General features: G+C 71.6%; 24 protein-coding genes. 9 read left to right on the top strand and 15 right to left on the bottom strand.

The genetic code is table 11. The annotated features are described in order from the left end of the window. Positions 1-1,026 carry a 6-phosphofructokinase gene (locus DQ392_RS04170; protein ID WP_114014095.1) on the bottom strand — a complete coding sequence of 342 codons (1,026 nt, stop codon included), beginning with the start codon at positions 1,024-1,026 and terminating at the stop codon, positions 1-3. Between the two features lie 432 nt (positions 1,027-1,458). Between DQ392_RS04170 and pta the strand changes: the two genes are divergently transcribed. From pta to pyk, 3 genes are read left to right on the top strand one after another with little or no spacing between them, the layout of a single operon-like run. Then, positions 1,459-3,597 carry a phosphate acetyltransferase gene (pta, locus tag DQ392_RS04165; RefSeq protein WP_114014094.1) on the top strand — a complete coding sequence of 713 codons (2,139 nt, stop codon included), beginning with the start codon at positions 1,459-1,461 and terminating at the stop codon, positions 3,595-3,597. A 50-nt stretch (positions 3,598-3,647) separates the two neighbouring features. Further along, positions 3,648-4,910 carry an acetate kinase gene (locus tag DQ392_RS04160; RefSeq protein ID WP_114014093.1) on the top strand — a complete coding sequence of 421 codons (1,263 nt, stop codon included), beginning with the start codon at positions 3,648-3,650 and terminating at the stop codon, positions 4,908-4,910. 52 nt (positions 4,911-4,962) lie between these two features. Then, positions 4,963-6,390, top strand: coding sequence for a pyruvate kinase (gene pyk / locus DQ392_RS04155; protein WP_114014092.1), 1,428 nt, complete (start codon positions 4,963-4,965; stop codon positions 6,388-6,390). A 112-nt stretch (positions 6,391-6,502) separates the two neighbouring features. Here the strand turns inward: pyk and DQ392_RS04150 are convergent, their stop codons facing one another. From DQ392_RS04150 to DQ392_RS04120, 6 genes are all read right to left on the bottom strand, one after another. Beyond that, the gene (locus DQ392_RS04150; protein WP_114014091.1) at positions 6,503-7,399 is read right to left on the bottom strand and encodes an aminoglycoside phosphotransferase family protein; all 897 of its coding nucleotides are present in this window, start codon (positions 7,397-7,399) and stop codon (positions 6,503-6,505) included. A 142-nt stretch (positions 7,400-7,541) separates the two neighbouring features. After that, positions 7,542-8,072 carry a GNAT family N-acetyltransferase gene (locus DQ392_RS04145; RefSeq protein WP_342774907.1) on the bottom strand — a complete coding sequence of 177 codons (531 nt, stop codon included), beginning with the start codon at positions 8,070-8,072 and terminating at the stop codon, positions 7,542-7,544. Between the two features lie 212 nt (positions 8,073-8,284). Beyond that, the gene (locus DQ392_RS04140) at positions 8,285-9,724 is read right to left on the bottom strand and encodes a hypothetical protein (RefSeq protein ID WP_114014089.1); all 1,440 of its coding nucleotides are present in this window, start codon (positions 9,722-9,724) and stop codon (positions 8,285-8,287) included. Continuing rightward, positions 9,714-10,310 carry a DUF6114 domain-containing protein gene (locus DQ392_RS04135; protein ID WP_114014088.1) on the bottom strand — a complete coding sequence of 199 codons (597 nt, stop codon included), beginning with the start codon at positions 10,308-10,310 and terminating at the stop codon, positions 9,714-9,716. Before DQ392_RS04135 ends, DQ392_RS04140 begins: the two co-directional genes overlap by 11 nt. A 117-nt stretch (positions 10,311-10,427) precedes the next feature. After that, the gene (locus tag DQ392_RS04130) at positions 10,428-11,045 is read right to left on the bottom strand and encodes a DUF6230 family protein (RefSeq protein ID WP_114014087.1); all 618 of its coding nucleotides are present in this window, start codon (positions 11,043-11,045) and stop codon (positions 10,428-10,430) included. A gap of 700 nt (positions 11,046-11,745) precedes the next feature. Then, complete coding sequence (locus DQ392_RS04120; RefSeq protein ID WP_114014086.1) at positions 11,746-12,708, bottom strand: tetratricopeptide repeat protein; 963 nt, start codon at positions 12,706-12,708, stop codon at positions 11,746-11,748. A gap of 238 nt (positions 12,709-12,946) precedes the next feature. Here DQ392_RS04120 and DQ392_RS04115 point away from each other — a divergent pair, with 238 nt between their 5' ends. After that, positions 12,947-13,573, top strand: coding sequence for a TetR/AcrR family transcriptional regulator (locus DQ392_RS04115; protein WP_114014085.1), 627 nt, complete (start codon positions 12,947-12,949; stop codon positions 13,571-13,573). Between the two features lie 109 nt (positions 13,574-13,682). Further along, positions 13,683-14,123, top strand: a complete 441-nt coding sequence (locus DQ392_RS04110; protein WP_114014084.1) for a PPOX class F420-dependent oxidoreductase — start codon at positions 13,683-13,685, stop codon at positions 14,121-14,123. Positions 14,124-14,328: 205 nt separating this feature from the next. Here DQ392_RS04110 and icmA read toward each other — a convergent pair whose 3' ends face one another. From icmA to DQ392_RS04075, 6 genes are all read right to left on the bottom strand, one after another. Continuing rightward, positions 14,329-16,029, bottom strand: coding sequence for a coenzyme B12-dependent isobutyryl-CoA mutase large subunit (gene icmA, locus DQ392_RS04105; protein ID WP_114014083.1), 1,701 nt, complete (start codon positions 16,027-16,029; stop codon positions 14,329-14,331). Positions 16,030-16,111: 82 nt separating this feature from the next. Further along, positions 16,112-16,450: a DUF3817 domain-containing protein gene (locus tag DQ392_RS04100; RefSeq protein ID WP_114014082.1), complete on the bottom strand. Its 339-nt coding sequence runs from the start codon at positions 16,448-16,450 to the stop codon at positions 16,112-16,114. A gap of 220 nt (positions 16,451-16,670) precedes the next feature. Next, positions 16,671-17,189, bottom strand: coding sequence for a MarR family winged helix-turn-helix transcriptional regulator (locus tag DQ392_RS04095; protein WP_114014081.1), 519 nt, complete (start codon positions 17,187-17,189; stop codon positions 16,671-16,673). Further along, positions 17,140-18,363 (bottom strand): MFS transporter, encoded by a 1,224-nt coding sequence (locus DQ392_RS04090; RefSeq protein ID WP_114014080.1) that lies wholly within the window; start codon positions 18,361-18,363, stop codon positions 17,140-17,142. The genes DQ392_RS04095 and DQ392_RS04090 overlap by 50 nt, the downstream gene beginning before the upstream one ends. 644 nt (positions 18,364-19,007) lie before the next feature. Then, positions 19,008-19,304, bottom strand: coding sequence for an MTH1187 family thiamine-binding protein (locus DQ392_RS04080; protein WP_114014078.1), 297 nt, complete (start codon positions 19,302-19,304; stop codon positions 19,008-19,010). Continuing rightward, positions 19,301-19,699, bottom strand: a complete 399-nt coding sequence (locus DQ392_RS04075; protein ID WP_425470476.1) for a DUF3817 domain-containing protein — start codon at positions 19,697-19,699, stop codon at positions 19,301-19,303. The genes DQ392_RS04080 and DQ392_RS04075 overlap by 4 nt, the downstream gene beginning before the upstream one ends. Positions 19,700-19,806: 107 nt before the next feature. Between DQ392_RS04075 and DQ392_RS04070 the strand changes: the two genes are divergently transcribed. From DQ392_RS04070 to DQ392_RS04055, 4 genes are all read left to right on the top strand, one after another. Beyond that, complete coding sequence (locus DQ392_RS04070) at positions 19,807-20,451, top strand: AIM24 family protein (protein WP_114014077.1); 645 nt, start codon at positions 19,807-19,809, stop codon at positions 20,449-20,451. Next, positions 20,451-21,101, top strand: a complete 651-nt coding sequence (locus tag DQ392_RS04065) for an AIM24 family protein (protein ID WP_114014076.1) — start codon at positions 20,451-20,453, stop codon at positions 21,099-21,101. Before DQ392_RS04070 ends, DQ392_RS04065 begins: the two co-directional genes overlap by 1 nt. Further along, complete coding sequence (locus DQ392_RS04060) at positions 21,098-21,895, top strand: AIM24 family protein (RefSeq protein ID WP_114014075.1); 798 nt, start codon at positions 21,098-21,100, stop codon at positions 21,893-21,895. Before DQ392_RS04065 ends, DQ392_RS04060 begins: the two co-directional genes overlap by 4 nt. A 101-nt stretch (positions 21,896-21,996) precedes the next feature. Continuing rightward, positions 21,997-22,473 carry a MarR family winged helix-turn-helix transcriptional regulator gene (locus DQ392_RS04055; RefSeq protein WP_114014074.1) on the top strand — a complete coding sequence of 159 codons (477 nt, stop codon included), beginning with the start codon at positions 21,997-21,999 and terminating at the stop codon, positions 22,471-22,473. A 42-nt stretch (positions 22,474-22,515) separates the two neighbouring features. On the opposite strand, the gene DQ392_RS04050 is transcribed toward DQ392_RS04055, so the two are convergent. Together DQ392_RS04050 and DQ392_RS04045 are read right to left on the bottom strand one after the other, a co-directional pair. Continuing rightward, positions 22,516-23,961 carry a sensor histidine kinase gene (locus DQ392_RS04050; RefSeq protein WP_114014073.1) on the bottom strand — a complete coding sequence of 482 codons (1,446 nt, stop codon included), beginning with the start codon at positions 23,959-23,961 and terminating at the stop codon, positions 22,516-22,518. Further along, complete coding sequence (locus DQ392_RS04045; protein WP_114014072.1) at positions 23,954-24,649, bottom strand: response regulator transcription factor; 696 nt, start codon at positions 24,647-24,649, stop codon at positions 23,954-23,956. The genes DQ392_RS04050 and DQ392_RS04045 overlap by 8 nt, the downstream gene beginning before the upstream one ends. Between the last annotated feature and the right edge of the window lie 95 nt (positions 24,650-24,744).

The following is a 24,744-nucleotide window of genomic DNA, read 5'->3' as shown; positions in this document are numbered from 1 at the left end:
TCAGAAGACCGCCTCGGTCTCGTCCATGCGGTTCTGCGGCACCCGCTTGAGCTCGGTCACCGCGTCGGCGAGCGGCGCCATGACGATCTCCGTGCCGCGCAGCGCGGTCATGTGGCCGAAGTCGCCGCGGTGCGCGGCCTCGACGGCGTGCCAGCCGAAGCGGGTGGCGAGCACCCGGTCGTAGGCGGTGGGGGTGCCGCCGCGCTGGATGTGACCGAGGATGACGGGGCGGGCCTCCTTGCCGAGGCGGTGCTCCAGTTCGACCGCGAGCCGGTTGCCGATGCCCGCGAAGCGCTCGTGCCCGTACTGGTCGATCACACCCTTCTCGTACGGCATGGAGCCCTCGGCCGGGTGGGCGCCCTCGGCGACGCAGATGATCGCGAACTTCTTGTCGCGCGCGAACCGTTCCTCGACCATCTTCACCAGGTCGTCGACCTCGAAGTTGCGCTCGGGGATGCAGATGGCGTGCGCGCCGCCCGCCATGCCCGCCTCCAGGGCGATCCATCCCGCGTGCCGGCCCATGACCTCCACGACCATGACGCGCTGGTGCGACTCGGCGGTGGTCTTGAGGCGGTCCATGGCCTCGGTGGCGACCGTGACGGCGGTGTCGAAGCCGAAGGTGCGGTCGGTGGCGGAGATGTCGTTGTCGATCGTCTTGGGCACGCCGACCACCGGCAGGCCGATCTCCGCGAGCATGCGGGCCGCGGTCAGCGTGCCCTCGCCGCCGATGGGGATGAGCGCGTCGAGGCCGAGGCGCTCGATCAGCTCCTCGGAGTCGTTGCACGCCTCCTGGAGCCGGGCGCGCTCCAGGCGGGCGGAGCCGAGGATGGTGCCGCCGCGGGCGAGGATGCCGCTGACGGAGTTTATGTCGAGGGGTCGGTAGCGGCCCTCCAGCAGGCCCTTGAAACCGTCTTCGAAGCCGATGACCTCGTCGCCGCGGTCGTGCACGGCACGGTGCACGACGGATCGGATCACGGCGTTGAGACCGGGGCAGTCTCCGCCTGCGGTGAGGACTCCGATGCGCATGGGGTTCGCTTCTCCTGCTCCGTAGATGCCCGCCTGGGAACGGGCGCCCGCCCGGGGACGGGCCGCTTGGGGCACGATCGGACCTCACTGTCCGGTGCCACTGGTCCATGTGAGCCGGTGCGATTGTTTCACGTCTTGAAGGCGCGAGCATGGGCCCCGCCCAGCATGCGGACCCGGGCCCGCGCCGCCGTCGCAGGGCAGGGGCGGGGCGGCCGCCGGCCCCACGCACGCCCCGCTCCCGGGCCGCCGTGGCGGGTCCGGGGTCCGGCACCGGCGTGCCGGGCCCCGGCTCAGCCCTGGCGAGCGATATAGCGACAAGCGCAGGTATTGTCAAGGGTATAGCCGTACCCTTGTCGGTGGTCTCCGGAAGACCGGTGGTTTCCGGAAGAACGAAGCGAAACGAAGCGGACCGCGACCCGGAGGAGACAGCGCGTGGCGCGCAGCGTGTACGTGACCGGCATCGGACGCAGCGACGGCCGCCAGGTCGTCGAGCTGGGCGTCATGGAACTGCTCACCCGGCAGGTGGACCGCGTGGGGGTGTTCAGGCCGCTCGTGCACGACGGCCCCGACCGCCTCTACGACCTGCTGCGCAGCCGCTACCGGCTCTCCCAGCCCGCCTCCTCGGTCTTCGGCATGAGCTACGAGGAAGCGGCCACGCTCCAGGCCGAGCAGGGCACGGACGAGCTGATATCGCGCCTGCTGGAGCGCTACCACCGGGTCGCCGACCCCTACGAGGCCGTCCTCGTGCTGGGCACCGACTTCGCCGACACCGGGCTGCCGGCCGAGCTGGCCCTCAACGCCCGGCTCGCCAACGAGTTCGGGGCCGCCGTCCTGCCCGTCGTCGCCGCCCACGACCAGGCCCCGGACGCCGTGGTCGCCGAGGTGCGCAACGCCCACCACGCCTACGCCTCCCTCGGCGCCGACCTGATCGCGATGGTCGCCAACCGGGTCGCGGAACCGGCGGCCGCCGAGGCCGTGCGGGGCCTGAGCGAGCGGCTGCCCGAACCGGTGTACGTGCTGCCCGAGGAGCCCGCGCTGGCCGCGCCCACCGTGACCCAGATCAAGGAGGCCACCGGCGCACAGGTGCTGCTCGGGGACCACGCGGGCCTCTCCCGCGACGTCCGCCACCTCGTCTTCGGCGGCGCCCACCTGCCCGCCTTCCTGCCGGCGCTCACCGAAGGCTGCATGGTGATCACCCCCGGCGACCGCTCCGACCTGATCATCGGCGCGCTGGCAGCGCACTCGGCCGGCTCCCCCGCCATCGCCGGGGTCCTGCTCACCCTGGACGAGCACCCCGGGGAACAGACGCTCGCACTGGCCTCCCGGCTGGCACCGGGCACGCCCGTGCTCGTCGTCACCGAGGGCTCCATGGAGACCGCGGACGCCCTGCTGTCGCTGGAGGGCAAGCTCACCGCCGCCACTCCGCGCAAGGCAGAGATCGCACTGGGCCTGTTCGAGACGCACGTGGACACCGCGCGCCTGTCCGAGCGGCTGGCCGTGGAGCGCAGCGCACGCGTCACGCCCATGATGTTCGAGCACGAGCTGGTGGAGCGCTCCAGGGCCGGGGCCGCCAGGCGGCAGCACCTCGTGCTGCCCGAGGGCGAGGAGGAGCGGGTGCTGCGCGCCGCCGAGGTGCTGCTGCGGCGCAACATCTGCGACCTGACGCTGCTCGGCGACCCGGTGACCGTCCGCAAGCGCGCCGCCGAGCTGAGCGTCGGCCTCGACCTGCCGGCCGACGGAGAGGCGCCCGCGACCGGCGGTTCGGCCACCGCACGGATCGTCGACCCGCAGACCTCGCCGCTGCGGGAGCGGTTCGCCGCCTCGTACGCGAAGCTGCGCGCGCACAAGGGCGTGACCCATGAGCTGGCCCACGACGTGGTCGCCGACGTGTCGTACTTCGGCACGATGATGGTCCAGGAAGGGCTGGCCGACGGCATGGTCTCCGGCGCCGTGCACTCCACGGCGGCGACGATCCGGCCCGCCTTCGAGATCATCCGCACCGAGCCGGGTGCCTCGACCGTCTCCTCCGTCTTCTTCATGTGCCTGGCCGACCGCGTGCTGGTCTACGGCGACTGCGCCGTGGTACCCGACCCGGACGCCGAACAGCTCGCGGACATCGCGATCCAGTCGGCCACCACCGCGGCCAGGTTCGGGGTGGAGCCCAGGATCGCGATGCTGTCGTACTCGACGGGCACCTCGGGCTCCGGCGCCGACGTGGACAAGGTGCGGCGGGCCACGGAGCTGGTCCGCGAGCGCCGCCCCGACCTGCTGACGGAGGGCCCCATCCAGTACGACGCCGCCGTGGATCCCTCGGTCGCCGCCACGAAGCTGCCGGACTCGAAGGTGGCGGGGCGGGCGACCGTGCTGGTCTTCCCCGACCTGAACACCGGCAACAACACCTACAAGGCCGTGCAGCGCTCGGCCGGGGCCGTCGCCGTGGGCCCCGTCCTCCAGGGCCTGCGCAAGCCCGTCAATGACCTGAGCCGCGGCGCGCTGGTGCAGGACATCGTCAACACCGTCGCGATCACGGCCGTCCAGGCCCAGGCCGACGCCCCGGGCCCGGGCGCCTGAACGGCACCGGTGTCCCCTGCCCCCTGCCCCTACGAAAAGGCTCTTCTGACGTGACCACCCCGCCCAGCCACACCCCCGCCCCCACCCGCGTCCTCGTCCTCAACTCGGGCTCCTCCTCGGTCAAGTACCAGCTGATCGACATGGCCGACCGCTCGCGGCTGGCCGCCGGGATCGCCGAGCGGATCGGCGAGGGGGCCTCGGCGGTGTCCCACCAGCCGCTGTCCACCGGCGGCGAGACGCGCGAGTGGCAGGGCGAGCTGGCCGACCACGACGCGGCGCTGGCCGCCATCGCCAAGGAGCTGGCCGCCGACGGGCTCGGCCTGGACTCCCCCGAGCTGGCGGCCATCGGACACCGGGTGGTGCACGGCGGGCTGAAGCTCACCGAGCCGACGGTCGTCGACGACGCCGTCCTCAAGGAGATCGAGCGGCTCGTCCCGGTGGCGCCGCTGCACAACCCGGCGAACGTCACCGGCATCCGCACCGCGCAGCGGCTGCGCCCCGACCTGCCGCAGGTCGCCGTCTTCGACACCGCCTTCCACTCCTCCATGCCGGAGCACGCGGCCCGCTACGCCATCGACGTCGAGACCGCCGACGCCCACCGGGTGCGGCGCTACGGCTTCCACGGCACCTCGCACGCCTACGTCTCCCGCAAGGCCGCCGAGCTGCTGGGCAAGGATGCAGCCGACACCAACCTGATCGTGCTGCACCTGGGCAACGGCGCCTCAGCCTCCGCGGTGCGCGCGGGCCGCTGCGAGGACACCTCGATGGGGCTGACCCCGCTGGAGGGCCTGGTGATGGGCACCCGCTCCGGCGACATCGACCCGGCGGTCGTCTTCCACCTGGGCAGGGTGGCCGGGATGAGCGCCGACGAGGTGGACGACCTGCTCAACAAGCGCAGCGGCCTGCTGGGGCTGTGCGGCGCCAACGACATGCGGGAGATCCGCCGCCGGGTGGACGCGGGCGACGCGGCGGCCCGGCTCGCGTTCGACATCTACATCCACCGGCTGAGGAAGTACATCGGCGCCTACTACGCCGTACTGGGAAGAGTGGACGCCGTGGTCTTCACCGCCGGCGTCGGAGAGAACGCCGCGCCCGTGCGGGAGGCCGCCGTGGCGGGCCTGGAACAGCTGGGCCTGGCCGTGGACGGCGACCTGAACGCGGCGGGCGGGAAGGAAGCGCGGCTGATCTCGCCCGAGGACGCGCGGGTCAAGGTGGCCGTCGTACCGACCGACGAGGAACTGGAGATCGCAGAGCAGAGCTACGCGCTGGTCACCGCCTCACCGGGCCCCGGGCCCGAGGGCGGCGCCGGCTGAGCCCGCCGCCCCGAATCGTTCAGTACGTAAACAAAACGATAGGATCGCCCCCATGCGCCGTTCCAAAATCGTCTGCACCCTCGGTCCCGCCGTCGACTCCTACGACCAGCTCAAGACGCTGATCGAGGCGGGCATGAACGTGGCCCGCTTCAACATGAGCCACGGCTCCCACGCCGAACACGAGGAGCGGTACCACCGCGTCCGCAAGGCCGCCGAGGAGACCGGCCGCGCCATCGGCGTGCTCGCCGACCTCCAGGGGCCCAAGATCCGTCTGGAGACCTTCGCCGAGGGCCCCGTCGAGCTGGTGCGCGGTGAGGAGTTCACCATCACCACCGAGGACGTGGCCGGCGACAAGACCATCTGCGGCACCACCTACAAGGGTCTGCCGGGTGACGTCTCCAAGGGCGACCCGGTGCTGATCAACGACGGGAACGTCGCGCTCCAGGTCGTCGAGGTGGAGGGCTCCCGGGTCCGCACCATCGTCATCGAGGGCGGTGTCATCTCCGACCACAAGGGCATCAACCTGCCCGGCGCCGCGGTCAACGTGCCGGCGCTGAGCGAGAAGGACATCGAGGACCTGAAGTTCGCGCTCAACATGGGCTGCGACATGGTGGCGCTCTCCTTCGTACGGAACGCCTCCGACGTGCGCGACGTGCACCGTGTGATGGACGAGGTCGGGCGGCGCGTACCGGTCATCGCCAAGGTCGAGAAGCCGCAGGCCGTCTCCAACATGGAGGAGGTCGTGATGGCCTTCGACGGCGTCATGGTGGCCCGCGGAGACCTGGCGGTCGAGTACCCGCTGGAGAAGGTCCCGATGGTGCAGAAGCGGCTGGTGGAGATGTGCCGCCGCAACGCCAAGCCGGTGATCGTGGCGACCCAGATGATGGAGTCCATGATCACCAACTCGCGGCCCACCCGCGCCGAGGCGAGCGACGTCGCCAACGCGGTGCTGGACGGCGCCGACGCGGTGATGCTCTCGGCGGAGTCGTCCGTGGGCCAGTACCCCGTCGAGACCGTCAAGACGATGTCGAAGATCGTGCAGGCCGCCGAGGAGGAGCTGCTCAGCCGCGGCCTCCAGCCGCTGGTGCCGGGCAAGAAGCCCCGCACCCAGGGCGGCTCGGTCGCCCGCGCCGCCTGCGAGATGGCCGACTTCCTCGACGGCAGGGCCCTGGTCGCCTTCACCAAGTCCGGCGACACCGCGCGCCGGCTGTCCAGGTACCGGGTCAGGCAGCCGATCCTCGCCTTCACCACGGACGTCGCCACCCGCAACCAGCTGGCCCTCAGCTGGGGCGTCGAGACGTTCGTCGTCAAGCACGTCGACCACACGGACGAGATGGTCGAGCTGGTCGACGCCGAGCTCTCCAAGCTCCAGCGGTACGAGGCGGGCGACACCATGCTCATCACGGCCGGCTCGCCCCCCGGTGTCCCCGGCACCACCAACATGGTCCGCGTCCACCACCTGGGCAACCCCTCGGCCTGAGACCCCCCGCGCCCCGCACGCGCACGCGAAAACGGGCGCTCGACCGGTTCCTTTGGCCGAGCGCCCGTTTCGCGTGCGCGCACCGGTTCCGGCGCCTTCGCACAAGCGGGCGTCACACGCCCTTCAGTACGCGGTCGAGTGCCGCGCGGCCCAGCGGGCCCCAGTGCGGCTTGCCGCCCGGGAGGCCCTGGTCGCCGTTGTCTCCCATGAGCATCAGGAAGAGACTCTTGAGGGCGGCCAGGCCGCGGGCGCGCCGGATCGCCGCCTCGTCCGCGTGGGCGTACGTCTCGAAGAACCGTGCGGCCGTACCCGCGGGGAGCAGCACCCACGCGGCGGCGAGGTCCCACGCCGGGTCGCCGGCGCACATGTCTCCGAAGTCGACGACGCCCGAGAGCGTTCCGTCCGAGACGACGACGTTCGCGGGGTGGAGGTCTCCGTGCACCCACACCGGCGGCCCCTCCCACGCGGGGGCCGCGACGGCGTCGTCCCAGACGGACCGGACGTCGTCGGCGACCTCGCCCAGGGCGACGGCCTGGAAGAACTGCTCGAAGCCGTCCGCGCAGTTCGAGGGGTGGGCGCCCCGGTCCCCAGCGGTCGGCGCCTCCGCGGGGGCCTCCGCGTGGAGCGCCCAAAGGAAGCCCGCCAGTGTGTCGGCCGCGTGGGCGCCGCGGCTGATCGAGCCGTGGTCCAGCGGCTCGCCCGCGACCCATGTCATCACGGTCCAGTGCTTGGGGAAGCGCTCGGACGGTTCGCCGCACCGCACCGGTGTCGGTACGGGCAGCGGCAGGCGCGGGGCCAGCACGGGGAGCCACCGCCGCTCCTTGAGCTGGAGCTCCGGTGTGGGGTCCATGCGCTGCACGCGCACGGCCAGCTCGTCCCCGAGGCGCCACATCTGGTTGCCCCAGCCGCCCGCCACCTCGCTCAGGGCCAGCCCCGCGAGGTCCGGATGCTGCTCCCGCAGCAGGTCGCGGACCAGGTCCGCGGTGATCTCGGTGCGGGAGTCGGTCATGAGACGTCACAGTACCGAAGCGGCAGAAGGAGCGACTCCCGCTCGGTGGCTCCGCCCGCGCGGGCGGTGGCAGGTGGCGGCGCGAACCGTACGCAGCCAACCAGTCGGCGTCAGGCCGACGACCACGGGCGGCAGCGGGAGGTCACGCCGTTGGGCGGTACTCCATCTCGTACTCGTGGCCCACCACAGCGGTGCGCGTGAACCCGGCCTTTTGGTAGAACGCCTCAGCACGGCTGTTCTTCTCGTGCACGAACAGCCTCACCCGGCTCACGCCCTGCTGAACCAGCGCCCAGCCGACCGCGGCTCGCAGCAGTTCCCGCGCGACTGTGCCGCCCCTCCGCCCCTCACGTACGAAGACCCCCACAAGGTGGGCCTGACACCGCTCGACGCGCTGTCCGGTGAAGTCCTCCGTCCCCGGCTCCTCCACCAGCACGGTCATCGTGCCTGCCCAGTCACCGGCCGGCCCCTCGGCGATGAACTGCCGGTTGGGCCCTCCGTCAGAGCCCTTGGCGGTACGCTCCCTCCAGAACTCGTCGGGCTGAGCCCGAGCCTGGTCGTACGTCTCAAGGAAGGCCAGGGGGGCCAGCGGATCTCTCAGCGCGTCCAGGCGTAGCTCCTTCGCGGAAGGCCAGTCCTCAGCACGCACTTCCCTGACCACGTAGTCGCTGCTCATGACGCCCATGGTTCGACCACCCGGACCGCACCCGCAACTGGATTGAGAGCAGCGGTACTCCCCCTGCTGTCGGGCTCCGAGGAAGTCTCTCCCTCACACCGATGCCTCCGCGTCCTCTCGGGCGACCGGGGACACAGAACTGAGCGCCGGGCGAACCGGCGTGCGGCTCGCCCGGCGCTCGGATGCTGCGAAGGCCGCAGACGTGGCGCGGGCTACTTCGTCACGTACTGGTGCAGGCCCGGGACGGTGAGCGTGCCGCCGAACTGGCCCGCCTGCTTGACCGAGACGTCGGTGAAGTAGGCGAAGGGGACGTTGATCGGCGGCGGGGTGTCCGGGCTGAACGTGATGGGGATGAGCCCGAAGAGGTTGCCCTTCAGCTCTTCCGTGTACATCGTGACCTCGCCGTCGCGAATGGTGGAGGTCGATCCCTCGGCGGCCTGGACGTGGTACGTGAGGCCGCCGGGGCCCTTCACCGTCTGGTGGAGGTCGCCGATGTCGAGGCCGCTGGAGGTGAACTTGAGGGCCTGCTTGGTCTTGCCGTCGGGCGTGGTGATGTTGACGACGCCCTTGTAGTCGAGGCCCTTGAGGGTGAGGGAGGAGGCCTCCAGGAACCAGGGGTCGTTGGCGACCTGGGCCGGGGTCTGCTCGGCGGTGCCCTCGACGTCCGCCTTCTCGGGGCAGGGGAACGGCTTGCCCGCGTCCTTGCCCGCGTCGTAATCCCGGACGGTGCCGTCCTTCTCGTCGACACCGGTCTCCTTGTCGGAGCCCTTGTCGCCCTTGGCATCCTTCTTGGACGAGGAGTCCTTGGGGGTGTCCTTCTTGGACGGGGAGTCCTTGTCGGACCCCGACTTCTCCGGGCTCCCGGACTCGGACGCCTCGGACCGGTCGCCGCCCAGGCTGTCGCCCGGCGCCGGGGACTTCCGCTGCTTGCCGGACTCGGAGTCCTCCTCCTGCGACGGCGAGGAGGGCGTCGGATCGGGGCTGGGCGAGGTCTCCGGCTCCTCGGCGGGCTCTTCCTTGTCCTTGTCCGGGTTGAAGGTGTCGTCGAGCTTCTTGCCGAGACCCAGCGGGTCGTACCAGGGGTTCTCCTTCTCCTCCTCGGCCGAGGAGGAGGAGTCGGAGGACGAGGAGGAAGAGCCGGAGGGGGCCGTGGAGGGCTTCTCGGAGCCCGAGGGGGCGTCCGACGGGGCGGAGGAGCCCTCGTCCGAGCCGGAGGGCTTCTTCGACGAACCCTCCTGTCCGGAGCCCGCCTTGTCGCCCTCGGCCTTCTCCTTGGCCTCCTTGGCCTCTTTGGCCTCCTTCTCCCGCTCGGCCTGCGCCTTGGCGAGGTCGCGCTTGAGCTTCTCGCCCCGCTCCTTGCGCTCCTGCTTCTCCTTTTCGGTCTCCTGCTGCTCGGTGATGGAGACGCAGGAGTCGCCCTTGAAGGGGTTCTTGGGCAGGGGCTTGGCGTTGGCGAGCTGGGGGGTGATGCCCATGCCCATCAGGACGGCGGAGGGCATCGCGGCGATGGCTACGGCCTTGCCCGCCGGCAGATGGAGCCGGGTCAGCAGCGGTTTTCTGGGCGCCGCGTGCCGGGGACCGGTTCTCCCCTGGGCGCCGGGCGCGGAGACCCTGCGCGCGCCCTCCCCCTCGTGGACCTCGTCACCCGGCACGGTGCCTCCCGTTCCCGTCATGCGCGTCGGCCCCGGCTGCGGGGGACGCCTCAGAGACTGCAGTGTCGTCCCGGGGGCCCTGCTGGGGGGCGGCCGGGTCCTGTGCGGGCGGTGCCTCTTCGCCGGCGGCGGTCACCGGGGCACTCGCCGTCCCGGTCGTGTCCTGTGCGCCGCGTTCGGCCCGCGCCGGCTTGGCGGGGGCCCAGGAGACGCCCAGCGCACCACCGATCAGTCCGAGCAGGAAGCCGATCAGGAAGGCGCCGAAGTTGGACACGACGAGAGAGACCAGCGCGAGCAGGATCGCGGCGATGCCCGCGAAGACCCGCGAATGGGGCTGGAACCACATGGTCAGCCCGAGGACCACCAGCAGCACGCCGATGATCAGCGAGCCGGCGCCCGCGGTCGTCGACATCCGGATGGTCAAGGACCCCAGAGTGAGGTTCTGGTAGGGGACGTACATGATCGGGATGCCCGCCAGCAGCGTCAGCATCCCGCCCCAGAACGGGCGCTGGCCGCGCCAGTTACGGAAGGCCTGCCGCTTGTGGCCGAATCCGGTCGTCGTCCTCGCTGGCGTGTCGGCACTCATGGGTACGGGCTCCTCGGAACTGGCACAAATCTTGCTGGGTGCAGCGGACCCTACGGGCCCGGAGCGCGGAGCGGAGCGGGCGCCCCTCTTGCCTCCGGACCCGCGGGGCGGCTCACGTCAGTAGCACTCGCTCTTGCCCTTCTTGACGGCCAGGTGGAGGCCGCTGAGCTTGAAGGTGCCGGCGGTGGTGGCCCACGCGCGCTGCTTGACGTCGGTGAACTGGACGCTCTCTGCCTGCTGGGAGAAGGAGCCCTTGGTGTAGTCGTCGCCGTTGTGCGGACCGGGACCCTTGGTGGTCTTGTCCACGTTGACGCCGATGTCGATGTTCTTGAACGTCGCGTTGGCGTTCAGGTCGTCGGCATCGATGTAGAGCTTCTTGGCCTCGACGCGGGGGCTGCCCTCGCCGCCGGCGCTGAGCTTCATCGATATGTCGCCGAAGACCGGGACGGGGACGACGACGGACTGGCAGAGATTGGTGATCTTCGCCGAGTCCATGCCGACGACGGCGACGGCCTGCTTACCCTTCTGGGTGGTGTCGATCGCGCCGTACTGGACGAAGCCGTCGCCGTCCAGCTTGTCCGCGGTCACCTTGAACTGCTGGCCGGAGACGCTGAACGACGCCGCCAACGCGCCCTGCGACAGGGCCACGCCGATCGCTGCCGTAGCGGCGACGCTCGGCACCATGACGACGGCGAACCGCTTCCATCTGGTCCCGCCACGAGCCAGGGACTCCATGACTTTCCTCCTTCTCGGACGTACATCTCCGGCTCGGAGAGCCGTGCCGCCTGTACTCAGCGGGCCGCTCCTGCCGTGGGGGTACCTCCCGGCCACGGGGCTGGGGAGGGAGAAGAGCTACGTCCTCGGAACGGAGAGCGCCAACGTCGCCCGCACGCGGCGTTCTTGGCACGACACGTCCGAGCTGTCGACGATCACCCCCGAGCGACAACCACGGGCCACGCTCTCGCGCAACCTTGCTTTGTGAGGACAGGCCCTGCCGTGGAGCAGGGACCCCCCTGTCCTTGCGGACCGGCGGTTGGGACGGGGTGGTACGCGTGCGGATGGTGCGGTGCCGGTCCGCTCGGTGGGGACCCATCGCCTGCGGGGCGCCGAATGGTTGCCGGGCTGCGGGCAATGGACCGAGCCTGGCCGATCGTGGTGCATCTGAGCCCGCGACACAAGGGGGTTCGTTACTTACGAGTAACGGCTGGATAACCGGAAGGCCGCCCGAAGGGTACCGGCAACGACACAGGGTCAGGACATCGGGCGGGTGCGCATGCGGAGCAACCGGGCATCACGGAAGGTTTCCGCGAGATTTCGTTACGACGAGTAACAGCGGCCGCAATTGCCAAGTTTTGGCAAAGTGCGGCCGCTGTTGTCGCTGAGTCGATGAATTACGCCGCGTGCCGACGTACGTGTGACCGCCGGTACGGGCAGGTCAGAACAGCGCGCGAGCGAGTGCCGCACGCGCGGTGACGACGCGCGGATCCTCCGGGCCGATCACCTCGAACAGCTCCAGCAGCCGCACCCGCGCCGCGTCCCGGTCCTCCCCCGCCGAGCCGCGCACCGTGTCCACCAGCCGGCTGAACGCGTCCTCGACGTGGCCGCCGGCCATGTCCAGATCCGCGACCCGCAGCTGCGCGGCCGCGTCGCCGGGCCGGTCCGCCGCGTCCTTGCGGACCTGGCGCGCGTCCAAACCCTGCACCCTCTCCAGGAGTTCGGCCATGGCGAGACCGACCTTCGCCTCGACGTTGGCCGGCTCGTCGGTCAACTTGTTGCGGTAGGCCTGGATGGCGCCCGACAGGTCCCCGGCGTCCAGCGCCTGCTGGGCCGCGGCCAGCACCGGGTCCTCCGGCACCTCGGGCTCGACGGACTCCTCCTCCTGCGCCGGCTCCTGGGGAACGCCTTGCAGACCCGTGATACCGAAGCGCTGTTCGGCCACCTGGATCAGCTGGTCCAGCGTCGCGCGGATCTGCTGCTCGGGGGCCGCCCCCTGGAACAGCGGCAGCGCCTGTCCGGCCACCACGGCGAACACCGCCGGGATGCCCTGGACGCCGAACTGCTGCATCAGCATCTGGTTCTGGTCGACGTCGATCTTCGCCAGCAGCACGCGGCCCGCGTACTCCTGGGTGACGCGTTCGAGAAGCGGCGAGAGCTGCTTGCACGGCTCGCACCACTCGGCCCAGAAGTCGATGACGACCGGGACCTCGGCGGAGCGCTGGAGCACCTCCGCCTCGAACGTCGCCTCACTGACTTCGATCACCAGGCCGGCCGGGGCCGGGGCGCCGTGGCCCTCGGCGGCGTCGGCCCGCGCCTGCTCCGCCTTCTGCTTGGCCTCTCCGGCCGCCTTCACCGCGGCGAGGTCGACCACTCCGCTCATGGACATGTTGCGTGGCTGCATGGCACCAGTCTCCCCCTTTCGCGCGGGCGCGTGTGCAGTGGTCGCCAGGTCCCCACCTGGCGGGTGGTTGTCGCGAGGGTCGCGGTGGTCGGTCCGCCACCCATTCCGCTACGCCCCGTAGCGTATCTCGAAGGGGCAACCGCTTCGCAAGGGTGGCCACGGGCGCTGCCCGGTGATCCGCCTCACGGTGCCTTCCACGCTCTCCTCGGGTCTCCGTACCGCTCGGTATGGTCGGCGCATGGCAGGTTGCCCCGCTCCCCGACGCGGACGCCCCCGCAGCGCCGCGGCGGACCGCGCGATCCTCGACGCCACGCGCACCGCGCTCGTCGAGGTCGGCTGGTCGAAGCTGACCATGGGAGAGGTCGCCCGCCGCGCCGGCGTCGCCAAGACCACGCTCTACCGGCGCTGGGCGGCCAAGAGCGAACTCGTCGTCGACGCCGTCGCCGTCCTCTTCGACGAACTCGAACTCCCCGACGGCGGCAGCCTGCGGGCCGACGTCGAAGGCGTCGTCCTCTCCTTCGCCGCCCTGCTGCGCCGCCCCGAGGCCAAGACGGCGCTGATGGCCGTCATCGCCGAGTCCACGACGGACGAGGCGCTGCGCAGGCGGATCCGGACGGCCCTCGTCGAACGCCAGAAGCGCCTGGTCCTGGACGGCCGGGCCAGGGCGCAGCAGCGGGGGGAGCTGCCAGGCGACTCCGCCGACCCAGCCGAGACCGAGCGGGTCGTCGACCTCATCTTCGACGTGATCGCCGGGGCCGTGGTGCACAGGTCGCTGGTGAGCGACTGCCCGGTGGACGGCGCCTGGGCGGCCACCTTCACCACGCTGCTGCTGGAGGGGCTAGGAGCCGCGTCGGCTCCCCGCTGACCTCGCGGTAGGGGCGCGAGCCGGCCCCCCGCCGACGCCGGTACGGGCGTGAGCGGGCTCACCGCGGGGCCCCCGGCATGCGGACTTCCATGCCGGGCAGGACCCCCGCATGTTCGAGATTCCGCACGACCTGCGCTCCCGCATCGGAGCGCCGCACATCTGGCACGTCGGCACCGTCAACCCCGACGGATCACCGCACGTGAGCCCCATGTGGGTGGGGCTCGACGGCGACCTGGTGCTGTTCAACACCTCGATGGGACGGATGAAGGAGCGCAACCTGCGCCGGGAGCCGCGGGTGTTCCTGTCCCACGCGGACATGACCAACCCGTTCGACCGGGTGCAGATCCGGGGACGGGCCGTCCGCTTCGTGGAGGGCGCCGAGGCCGACCGCACCATGGACCGGCTGGCACAGTCCTACCTGGGTACCGCGTACGAGTGGCTCATCCCCGGCGAGGAGCGGGTGACCGTGTTCATCGAGCCCACCCGTGTCCGGCACGTGGTGGGCGTCGAACCGCTGCCGACCGGCGCGCCGGGGGCGACCGCCGGATAGCGGCCACGCGGCTTCCGACAGCGGCCGGGCGGTCTTGGCCCCGGCCCCTCCCCCGGACTGCGTCCGGGCCCCGTTTCACCATTCTGCGGGGCCCCACACGCCCCCGGGTTGTCGCTTCGCTCGTCCTCAAGCGCCGGACAGGCTGATGACGCGGCCTGTCCGGCGCTTGAGGACCGCTTGAGGACCGGGGCCCGGAGGGCCGGGGTCAGAACACCGGGGGCTCCGTGTAGTCGCCCCACTCGTCGCGCAGCACGCCGCAGATCTCGCCCAACGTCGCCTCGGCCCGCACGGCCTCCAGCATCGGTTCGATCATGTTGCCGGTCCCCCGCGCGGCCTCGACCATGGCGGAGAGCGCCGCGCTCACGGCGGCGTCGTCCCGTGCCGAGCGGCGGTCGCCCAGTGCGCTGACCTGGTCGCGCTCGACCTCGTGGCTGACCCGCAGGATCTCCAGGTCGCCGGTCACCGAGCCGGTGTGGCAGTTGACGCCGACGACCTTCTTGTCGTTCTTCTCCAGCGCCCGCTGGTAGGTGAAGGCGGACTCGGCGATCTCGCCGGTGAACCAGCCGTCCTCGATGCCGCGCAGGATCCCGGAGGTGATCGGGCCGATGGGGTGCAGGCCGTCGGGGACCGCGCGGCGGCCGCGCTCGCGGATCTGCTCGAAGATCTTCTCCGCGTCGGCCTCGATGCGGTCGGTCAGCGCCTCGACGTACCAGGAACCGCCCAGCGGGTCGGCGACGTTGGTGATCCCGGTCTCCTCCATGAGCACCTGCTGGGTGCGCAGCGCGATCTCCGCCGCGCGCTCGCTGGGCAGCGCCAGGGTCTCGTCGAGCGCGTTGGTGTGCAGCGAGTTGGTGCCGCCGAGGATCGCGGAGAGGGCCTCTATGGCGGTGCGGACGACGTTGTTGTAGGGCTGCTGGGCGGTCAGCGAGACGCCGGCCGTCTGGGTGTGGAAGCGGAGCCACTGGGCCTTCTCGCTGGTCGCCCCGTAGACGTCGCGCAGCCAGCGGGCCCAGATGCGGCGGGCGGCGCGGAACTTGGCGATCTCCTCGAAGAAGTCGAGGTGGGCGTCGAAGAAGAAGGACAGCCCCGGCGCGAACGTGTTGACGTCCAGCCCTCTGGAGAGGCCGAGTTCGACGTAGCCGAAGCCGTCGGCCAGCGTGTAGGCGAGCTCTTGTGCGGCCGTCGCGCCCGCCTCGCGGATGTGGTAGCCGGAGACGGAGAGCGGCTTGTAGGCGGGGATGCCGTGCGCGCAGTGCTCCATCAGGTCGCCGATGAGCCGCAGGTGGGGCTCCGGCTGGAAGAGCCACTCCTTCTGCGCGATGTACTCCTTGAAGATGTCGGTCTGGAGCGTGCCGTTGAGGACGGCCGGGTCCACGCCCTGCCGTTCGGCGGCGACCAGGTACATGCAGAAGACGGGGACGGCGGGCCCGGAAATCGTCATCGAGGTGGTGACGTCGCCGAGGGGGATGCCGGAGAAGAGGGTTTCCATGTCGGCGGCGGAGTCGATGGCGACGCCGCAGTGGCCGACCTCGCCCAGGGAGCGCGGGTCGTCGGAGTCGCGGCCCATGAGGGTGGGCATGTCGAAGGCGACGGAGAGCCCGCCGCCGCCGGCTTCGAGGATCATCTTGTACCGCTCGTTCGTCTGCTCGGCGTTGCCGAACCCGGCGAACTGGCGGATGGTCCACGTCCTGCCCCGGTAGCCGGTCGGGTAGAGCCCGCGTGTGAAGGGGAACTCGCCCGGCCAGCCGATGCGCTCGAACCCCTCGACGGAGTCGCCGTCCCGGGGTCCGTAGACCGGCTCGACGGGGTCGCCGCTGAGCGTGGTGAAGTCGGCGTCGCGCTTGCGTGCGGAGTCGTAGCGCTCCTGCCAGCGACGGCGGCCCTGTGCGATGGCGTCAGCATCCATACCACCGAATTTACTAGGACGTCCAAGTAAAAGTCGATGGGAACAGGCCGGATGTGGCCCCCGCCACCAGGGCGGGGGACCTTCAGACGCCGACCGGCGTGGCTTCCCGCTCCTTGATCAGCGGCTCGACCTGGCGGGTGACCTTCCGCTCGACGAAGAACGCCGCGGTCGGCACGGTGCCCGCGAGCAGCACCCACAGCTGCTTGCCGAGCGGCCACTTCGCCTTCTGGCCGAGGTCGAACGCGAAGATCAGGTACAGGATGTAGAGCCAGCCGTGCGCGATGCCGACCATGCTGGTGAAGCCCGCCGCGCCGTCCATGCCCAGCAGGTACTTGCCGATCACACCGAGGGTCAGCAGCACGAGGAGCACGGCGGTGACGTACGCCATGACGCGGTAGCGGGTCAGCACGCTTCGTTTCATGGAAACGAGCGTAGCCCTCGCGCCGGGGCGATCTTCCCGCCCCCCTCTTCCCACGCCGGGCCTCGGGCCGGCGCGCCGGGGGGCGTGCCCCAGCGCAGCAGGGGGACGTGTACGCGCCCCGAAGGGGCGCGGGGAACTGCGCGACAAACCACCGCCGGCCCGCGGACCGCACGCTACGGGCAGCGGCTCCCCCTCTCCGGGGCCCGATCCGCGGGAGAGCCTAGTGCGCCGGGCCGTCGGAGAAGTCGCCCGCCGCCACCCGCAGCGGGCGCAGCAGCGTGAAGATCTCGTCCATCTCCCCGGCGTCGTAGACACCGAGGCCGAAGTCCCTCGCCATCAGCTTCTCGGTGGCCGCGTCGCACACCTCGCGCCCCCGGTCGGTGATCGCGGCGAGCGTGCCGCGGCCGTCGTTGGGGTTGGGCCGCTTCTCCACGAGGCCCGCCGCCTGGAGCCGGTCGACGGTGTTGGTCACCGAGGTCGGGTGCACCATCAGGCGCTCGCCTATCTTCGACATCGGCAGCTCACCCCGCTGCGAGAAGGTGAGCAGTACCAGCGCCTCGTACCGCGCGAAGGTCAGCCCGTACGGCTTGACCACCGCGTCGACCTCGGACAGCAGGATCTGCTGGGCGCGCATGATCGAGGTGATGGCGGCCATGGACGGCACCGATCCCCATCGCTGCTTCCAGTGCTCATCGGCACGGGCGATCGGGTCGAACGACAGACTGAGAGGCTTCGGCACGCTCCGACCCTACCGGCCGGTCAGGGACTGTCTGAAGCCGTCTCACGTTCCGGGCGACCACCACCACACATACCGTTCCCACGGCGCCCGTGAGCGCCACGGCCGCGTGAGCGGGAAGGAACTCGGCCACCCCGCCGCCGACGGCCATGCCCAGGCCCTGGGCGCTCATCAGCCCCGCTGACATCACCGTCAGCGCCCTGCCGCGCAGCTGAGGAGGCGCGGCGTCGAAGAACCAGCGGTCCAGGCCGAGGGTGTAGCCCATGCCGAGCCCGGACGCGCACAGCGCGGCCAGCGCCAGCGGCAGCGCGGGGCGCAGCAGGAAGACGAGCAGCGGCAGAAGGAGAGCCGAGGCCAGCGGCAGGACGAGGCGCTCACGGGCGGCGGGGCGCAGCAGCGTGCCGACCGCCAGCTCTCCCGCGACGCTGCCGACCGGGCCCGCCGCCAGCAGCAGCCCGACGGCGACAGGACCCGCGCCGAGGTCGTCGGCGTACGGCGCGGCCAGCCCCTCCGGGACGACGGCGAAGGTCGGCGGGAGCCAGCACAGCAGCAGCAGCGAGCGGATCTTCCGGTCGGCCAGCAGCGCGCGGGTGCCGCCGCGGGTGCGGGCGAGGGCCCCGGCGAGCGCGGGGCGCGGCCGCGTTCCCGTCCGCAGGATCAGCGCCGAGGCGAGGAACCCGGCGACGGTCAGCACCAGCGCGGTACGCGGCGTGACGAGCACCAGCAGCAGACCCGTCGCCGCGTTGCCGACGATCTGCGCACTCTGGGCGACGACGCGGATGAGGGACCGGCCCAGTACGAAGGAGTCCTGGTCCGGCAGGATCGCGCCCAGGCTCGCGGCCCGTACGCCGGTGAAGAGGGGCTGCACGAACGCGGCGGCCGCGCGGAGGGCGAGCAGCAGCACCACGTGGGCCTGCGGCAGCAGCATCACCGCGACACAGGCGGCGCTGAACAGATCGCAGGCGACCAGCACAGGCCGGGCCGCGAACCGGTCCGCCACGGGGGCCAGGAGCGCCCCGCCCGCCGCGTTGGGGAGGAAGCCCAACGCGAAGGTGAGAGCGGTCAGCAGCGGTGAGGAGGTCCGGGCGTAGATCATCACGGGCAGCGCGAGCCCCGCCACCACCGTGCCGAGGAGGGAGAGCACGTGCGCGGCGAACACGGCGCGGAACTCGCGCACGCGGAAGAGGGATCCGTAACCGGCGGTCGCCTCACCCTCGGGTGCCGGTGCCGGTGCCGGTTCTTCTGGCGCCGGTGTCGGTACGGATGCCGGCGCCGGTGCCGGTGCGGGTACGCGGGCGCCCCGCGCCTCCGCCCGGCCACCGTCGCCTCCGGTCCCGTCTGCTCCGGTCCCGTCTGCTCCGGTCCTCGGGACCGTTTCGTCCTGCTCTCGTTCCGCCATGCGCCGAGCCTGGCTCGGCCGCGGGGCGCCGCATAGTGTTTCGGCCCCGGGCGAATCTCCGAGCGGCGGGGATCCTGGGTGACGATCACGATCCGGTTCGGGCCCCCGGGCCCGCTCCACTGCTGCTTCGGCCTCTCCTCCGTGCGGGAGACGCAGGCGGCGCTACGGGCGCCCGCGTCCGCGCCACCGACCCCGCGTGCGCGCACGCGCAGCTCGCCCGTGCGTCGGTCGGAAGGCCCGGCGCCGCCCGCGCGGCGGTGGGGCGCGGGCCGGCCGACGGCGGACGAGGCAGGACGCTCGCCGCGCCCCCTGGTCACGTGGCGGGGCGGCGCGCCGCGGATCGCGCGCCGGCCCGGGCACGCCCGTGTCCTGAGCGGCGGTGTCTGGCCGGCTGGATCAGCTCGGGGTCTCCCCGGGGCTTGTCAGCCCTCGTCCAGGTAGCGGTCCACGGTGGCGACCTTGGCGGTGAGGCCGTCGATGACGCCGGGACGGATGTCGGCCTTGAGGACGAGCGAGACGCGCGGGGCCCGGGCCTCGACCGCGGCGACGGCCCGGCGTACGACGTCCATGCACTCCTCCCACTCGCCTTCCAGCGAGGTGAACATGGCGTCCGTGCGGTGCGGGAGTCCCGACTCGCGGACGACGCGCACGGCGTCGGCCACGTACTCGCCCACGTCCTCGCCGACGCCGAGCGGCGTGACGGAGAAGGCGACGATCACGAGTTGACCGCGCTTCCGCCCGCGCTCACGGTGCCCACCTGCTCCTTGCGGGCGCGGGCGGCGATGACGCCCGCCGCCTCCTCCTCGCGCAGCATCCGGTCCGCGAAGAAGCCGCCGGTCGGCAGCACGGAGAGGACGAAGTAGAGGGCGGCGCGCCCGAACGGCCACTTGATGCGGTTCCACGCGTCGGCCCAGAAGAGCACGTACAGGATGAAGAGGATGCCGTGGACGGCGCCCATGACCGGAACGGCGTTGAAGTCCGTGGTCCGCTTCAGCACCGAGCAGACCAGCAGGAGGAGGAAGGAGACTCCCTCGGGCACCGAGGTGAGTCGCAGGCGGCGCAGCGCGGAGACCGACTTGGGCGGCAGGCCGCTAGGAGTTTCCAGTATGGCCACGGCAGGTCCTCAGATCGTTTGCGACAGATCGTTTGTGAAGGGAAGCACAAGCTTGGCCATTGTGGCAGCTCTGCCGACCGTCCCCGGCCTCAGGGTAGGTTCGGGGTGTGGCTCAGTTCCGACTTCAGGGCACCAAGGTGCTGGCCGCCACGCTCGGCGGAGGCGGCGACACGGTCAAGGCGAAGAACGGCTCGATGGTCGCCTACGACGGCGAGATGGCGTTCAAGAAATTGAGCGGCGGCGGAGACGGCGTCCGCGGCATGGTCACCCGCAGACTGACGGGCGAGCAGATGACGGTCATGGAGGTGAAGGGGCAGGGCACCTGCTACTTCGCCGACCGGGCGAGCGACATCAGCCTCGTGCGGCTGGCGGGCGAGAAGCTGCACGTGGAGGCCAGCAACCTGCTGTGCACGGACGGCGGCCTGCGCACCGGCACGACCTTCACCGGGCTGCGCGGAGCCTCCCAGGGCAACGGCCTGTTCACGACCTCGGTCGAGGGCACCGGATGGGCGGCCGTCATGTCGGACGGGCCCGCGGTGCTGCTGCGCGTCACGCGGGACACCCCGCTCCAGGTCGACCCGGGCGCCTACGTCGCGCACCAGGGCGACCTGCGGCAGAGCTTCCAGTCCGGTGTGAACTTCCGCACGTTCATGGGCGAGGGCTCGGGCGAGTCGTTCCAGGTCAGGTTCGAGGGGGACGGTGTGGTGTACGTGCAGCCCAGCGAGCGCAACACCCTGGGGGGTGACGTCTGATGCCCTTCCGTGAGCTGTCGGGCAAGCTCGTCGAGGCGCAGGTGGTACCCGGGCAGCGGCTGTTCAGCCAGCGCGGTGCCATGGTCGGCTACCGGGGCGAGGTCACCTTCACCCCCAACGTCCAGGGCGGCCAGGGCGGCCTGATGTCCATGATCGGGCGGCGGGTGGCGGGCGAGGCGACCCCGCTGATGACCGTCGAGGGCAACGGCACGGTGATGTTCGGGCACGGCGGCCACCACATCGAGGTGATCAACCTGGACGGCGACACGCTGTGCGTGGAGGCCGACCGGCTGCTCGCCTTCGACGGCAGCCTCGAGCAGGGCACCCTCTTCCTCGGCCGGGACGGCGGCGTGCTGGGCATGGTGCGCGGCCAGGTGTCGGGCCAGGGCCTGTTCACCACGACGCTGACGGGCAGGGGCTCGGTGGCCGTGATGGCCCACGGCGGCATCCTCCAGCTCCCGCTGACCCCTGGCCACCGGGTCCACGTCGACCCGCAGGCCTACGTCGCCCACTTCGGCGACGTGCGCAACAAGCTGTCCTCCGCGCTGGGCTGGCGCGACATGGTGGGGCGCGGGTCCGGGGAGGCCTTCCAGCTGGAACTGAGCGGGAACGGCGCCGTGTTCGTGCAGGCGAGTGAGGAGAAACTGTGACGTCGCAGACACCGCACGGATCCGCGCCGCAGGACTACCAGGTCTTCGACGCGGCGACCCTGCCCGCGAACGACAACGTCAACCCCTACGCCTTCTCCGTCGACCTGGACGGGCAGTGGTTCCTGCAGAAGGGGAAGATGATCGCCTACTACGGGCAGATCGACTTCCACGGCATCGGCCACGGCCGGCTCGACCGGCTCGTCGCCGGCAGCTTCCACTCGCCGCTGCACGCCGCCGACTGGGTCGTCGCCGAGGGGCGCGGCAAGCTGCTGCTCGCCGACCGGGCCTTCGACATCAACTCCTTCGACCTGGAGGAGGGCAACCTGACCGTCCGCTCCGGCAACCTGCTCGCCTTCGACCCCGCCCTCTCGCTGAAGCAGTCGATCATCCCGGGCTTCCTCACCCTGATCGGCACGGGGAAGTTCGTCGCCGCCTCCAACGGCGAGGTCCACTTCGTCGAACCGCCGGTGCGGGTGGATCCCCAGGCGCTCGTCGGCTGGGCGGACTGCCCCTCCCCCTGCCACCACTACGACCACCAGTACATGAGGGGCGTCATGGGTGGCGTGCGGGCCATGACGGGGCTGGGAGGGGCCTCCGGCGAGGAGCACCAGTTCGAGTTCGTCGGGGCGGGGACCGTACTGATCCAGTCGACCGAGATGCTGCTGGAGGACCGCGCCACCGGCCAGGTGCCGCACCAGGCGGGGGTGCCCGGCGACGGAAGCGGAGGCGCGGGCGGGCCCGGTGGCCAGCTACCCGGCCAGCTGGGCGGGCTCCAGCGGCGGCTCGGCCTCTGACCGTCACCCACCGCGTACACCCCACCACGCGGCAACGCTGCGACATCTTCACGCCACACCGCGTAAGCACGTGTGTACGACGCTCGGTAGAGTCTCAGAGCATGGACACCGACGACGGCACCCGCTGGCTCACCGAGGACGAGCAGCGCGCCTGGCGCACCCACCTGGACGTCAGCAGGCTCCTCAGCTACCAGCTCGAGCGCGATCTCCAGCCGTTCGGGCTGACACTCAACGACTACGAGATCCTCGTCAACCTCTCGGAGTCGGCGGAGCACCGGATGCGGATGACCGACCTCGCCGCCGCCACCCTCCAGTCCAAGAGCCGGCTGTCCCACCAGATCACCCGGATGGAGAAAGCGGAACTCGTGCGGCGCGAGTCCTGCGAGTCCGACAAACGGGGCCTCTTCGCCGTCCTCACCGACCACGGCTGGAAGACCGTGCGGCACGTCGCACCCCACCACGTCGCCTCCGTGCGCCGGCACTTCATCGACGGGGTGGACCCGGCCGACCTCGCCCACCTGGAGCGCACCCTGCGGCCGCTGACGGAGAAGCTGCGCGCCGGCCGCGGCCGCGTGTGAGGACCCCGGCCCGGCCCCGTCGCCGGCGCCGGGCCGCCCTCCTCAGCCGTCCGCCGCGGGCAGCCGCAGCACGAACCTGGCGCCACCGCCTGGCGCGCCGTCCACCCGGAGCGTGCCCCCGTGCCGCTCGGCGACGTCCGCGGCGATGGCCAGCCCCAGCCCCGCACCGCCCTCGTCCCTTGAGCGCGCCGAGTCCAGCCGCACGAACCGCTCGAAGATCCGCTCCCGCTCTGCTTCGGGCACCCCTTCCCCGTCGTCGCTGACGGCGAGCGCGAGGGCCCCGCCCTCCCGCCGCACCTCGACGGTGACCTGCCCGGCAGCGTGCCGCTGCCCGTTGTCCAGCAGGTTGCCCAGCACGCGCCCCAACTGGGTCGCCGAGCCGCGCACTTCCCCCTCGTCGAGGGTGGCGATCCGCAGCGGGTGCGGGTCGCGGGACCGCTGCCCCACCTGCTCGCGCACCAACGCGGCCAGGGAGACGCGGCCTTCGCCGGGCCGCTCGCCCGCGTCCAGCCGGGCGAGCAGCAACAGGTCGGCCGCGAGGGCCTGGAGCCGTACGGTGTCCTCGACGGCGCCGTCGACGTCGAGGAGTTCGGGGTGCGCGGCGGCGACCTCCAGCTGGGTGCGCAGGGAGGCGATGGGGCTGCGCAGTTCGTGGGAGGCGTCGGCGACGAACCGCCGCTGGCGCTCGACCGATCCCTCCAGCGCCGCCAGCGTCTCGTTGGTGGTGCGGGCGAGCCGGGCGACCTCGTCCCGCGCGTCGGGTTCCGGCACGCGGCGCGTCAGGTCGGTGCTGGCGGTGATGGCGCTCATCTCCTGCCTGATGCCCTCCACGGGCCGCAGCGCGCGCCGGGTGACGAGCCAGGTGACGCCGCCGACGACCACGAGCAGTACGGGCAGTCCGAACAGCATGGAGCGGGTCACCGTGGAGACGGCTTCCTGCTGGGCGCCGAGGGAGGCGCCGGCGTAGACGGTCACGGGGGTGCCCGCACGGGTGCGGCCCTGGACGGCGGCGAGGCTGAACTCCTGGGACCCGGTGATGTCGTCCTTGTCGTAGGTGACCTCGCCGTCGTCGTCCACGGGGAAGGTGCGGGTCTCCTCCTCGCTGTCGGTGTCGACCTCGTCCCCGTCCGCTTCGCTGTCCCTGTCCGCGTCTTCAGAGTCGCCGTCGGGCTTGTCCGCGCGGGCGAAGTCGGCTACGGGGCCGCGGCCCTTAAGGGGGTCGCTGGCGCCGAGCACCTTCCCGTCCGCGTCGACGACCTGCACGGGGTCGTCGCCGTCGAGGCCGTCGACGTCCGGGATGCCGCCTTCGGGTACGCCCGCGAGCTGCGCCGCCGTGCCGCGCGCGGAGTTCTCCGCGTTCAGGCGGGCGGTGTCGGCGAGCCCGCCCCGCAGCGTCGAGACGACGAAGAAGCCGGCGGCGACCAGGGCGAGCGCCACCACCAGCGTGGCGCCCAGCGCGGCACGCAGACGCACGGACGCCCTACGCATCGCGTCCCCCGCCGTCCCGGCGGCCGGCCGCCGGGCCCTGGAGCCGGTAGCCGGCGCCGCGCACTGTGGCGATCCAGCCGGCGCCCAGCTTCCGCCGCAGAGCGCTCACGTACACCTCGACGATGTTGACGTCACCCTCGTAGGCGAAGTCCCAGACGTGTTCGAGGATCTCCGTCTTGGAGACGACCTCACCGGCGCGTGTGGCCAGGTATTCGAGCACGGCGAACTCCTTGGCCGTCAGCTCGGCCTCGCGCTCGCCGACGGTCACCCGCTGGGCCGCCGGGTCGACGGTCAGCTCGCCGACCCGCAGCGCGGCCCTGGCACCCCGGGTGCGGCGGCGCAGCAGCGCGCGGACCCTGGCCAGCAGCACGACGTAGGAGAACGGCTTGGTGAGGTAGTCGTCGGCGCCGGTGTCGAGACCTTCGGCCTCGTCGTACTCGCCGTCCTTGGCGGTGAGCATGAGCACGGGCGTCTCGTCGCCTGCGGCGCGCAGCGCCCCGCAGACCCGGTAGCCGTTCATGCCGGGGAGCATGATGTCGAGCACGATCAGGTCGTACTCGTGTTCGACTGCCATGTGCAGCCCTTCCGTGCCGTCGTGCACGACGTCCACGGCGAAGCCCTCGGCCGTCAGGCCCCCGGCGAGCGACCGGGCCAGTCGCCGCTCGTCCTCCACGATCAGCAGGCGCATGCGCCCAGCCTGCCAAATCGCGGCTGAAGAGGGCTTCAGGTGGCTTCAGCTCACGTTCAGCAGCGGTCGGCCACCGTGGAGTCATCGAAAGCGAG

The sequence above is a fragment of the Streptomyces reniochalinae genome (assembly GCF_003323735.1).
Taxonomy (GTDB): Bacteria; Actinomycetota; Actinomycetes; order Streptomycetales; family Streptomycetaceae; genus Streptomyces; species Streptomyces reniochalinae.
Note: the sequence above shows the minus strand (reverse complement) of the source record. Positions and strands in the feature narration are given on the sequence as shown.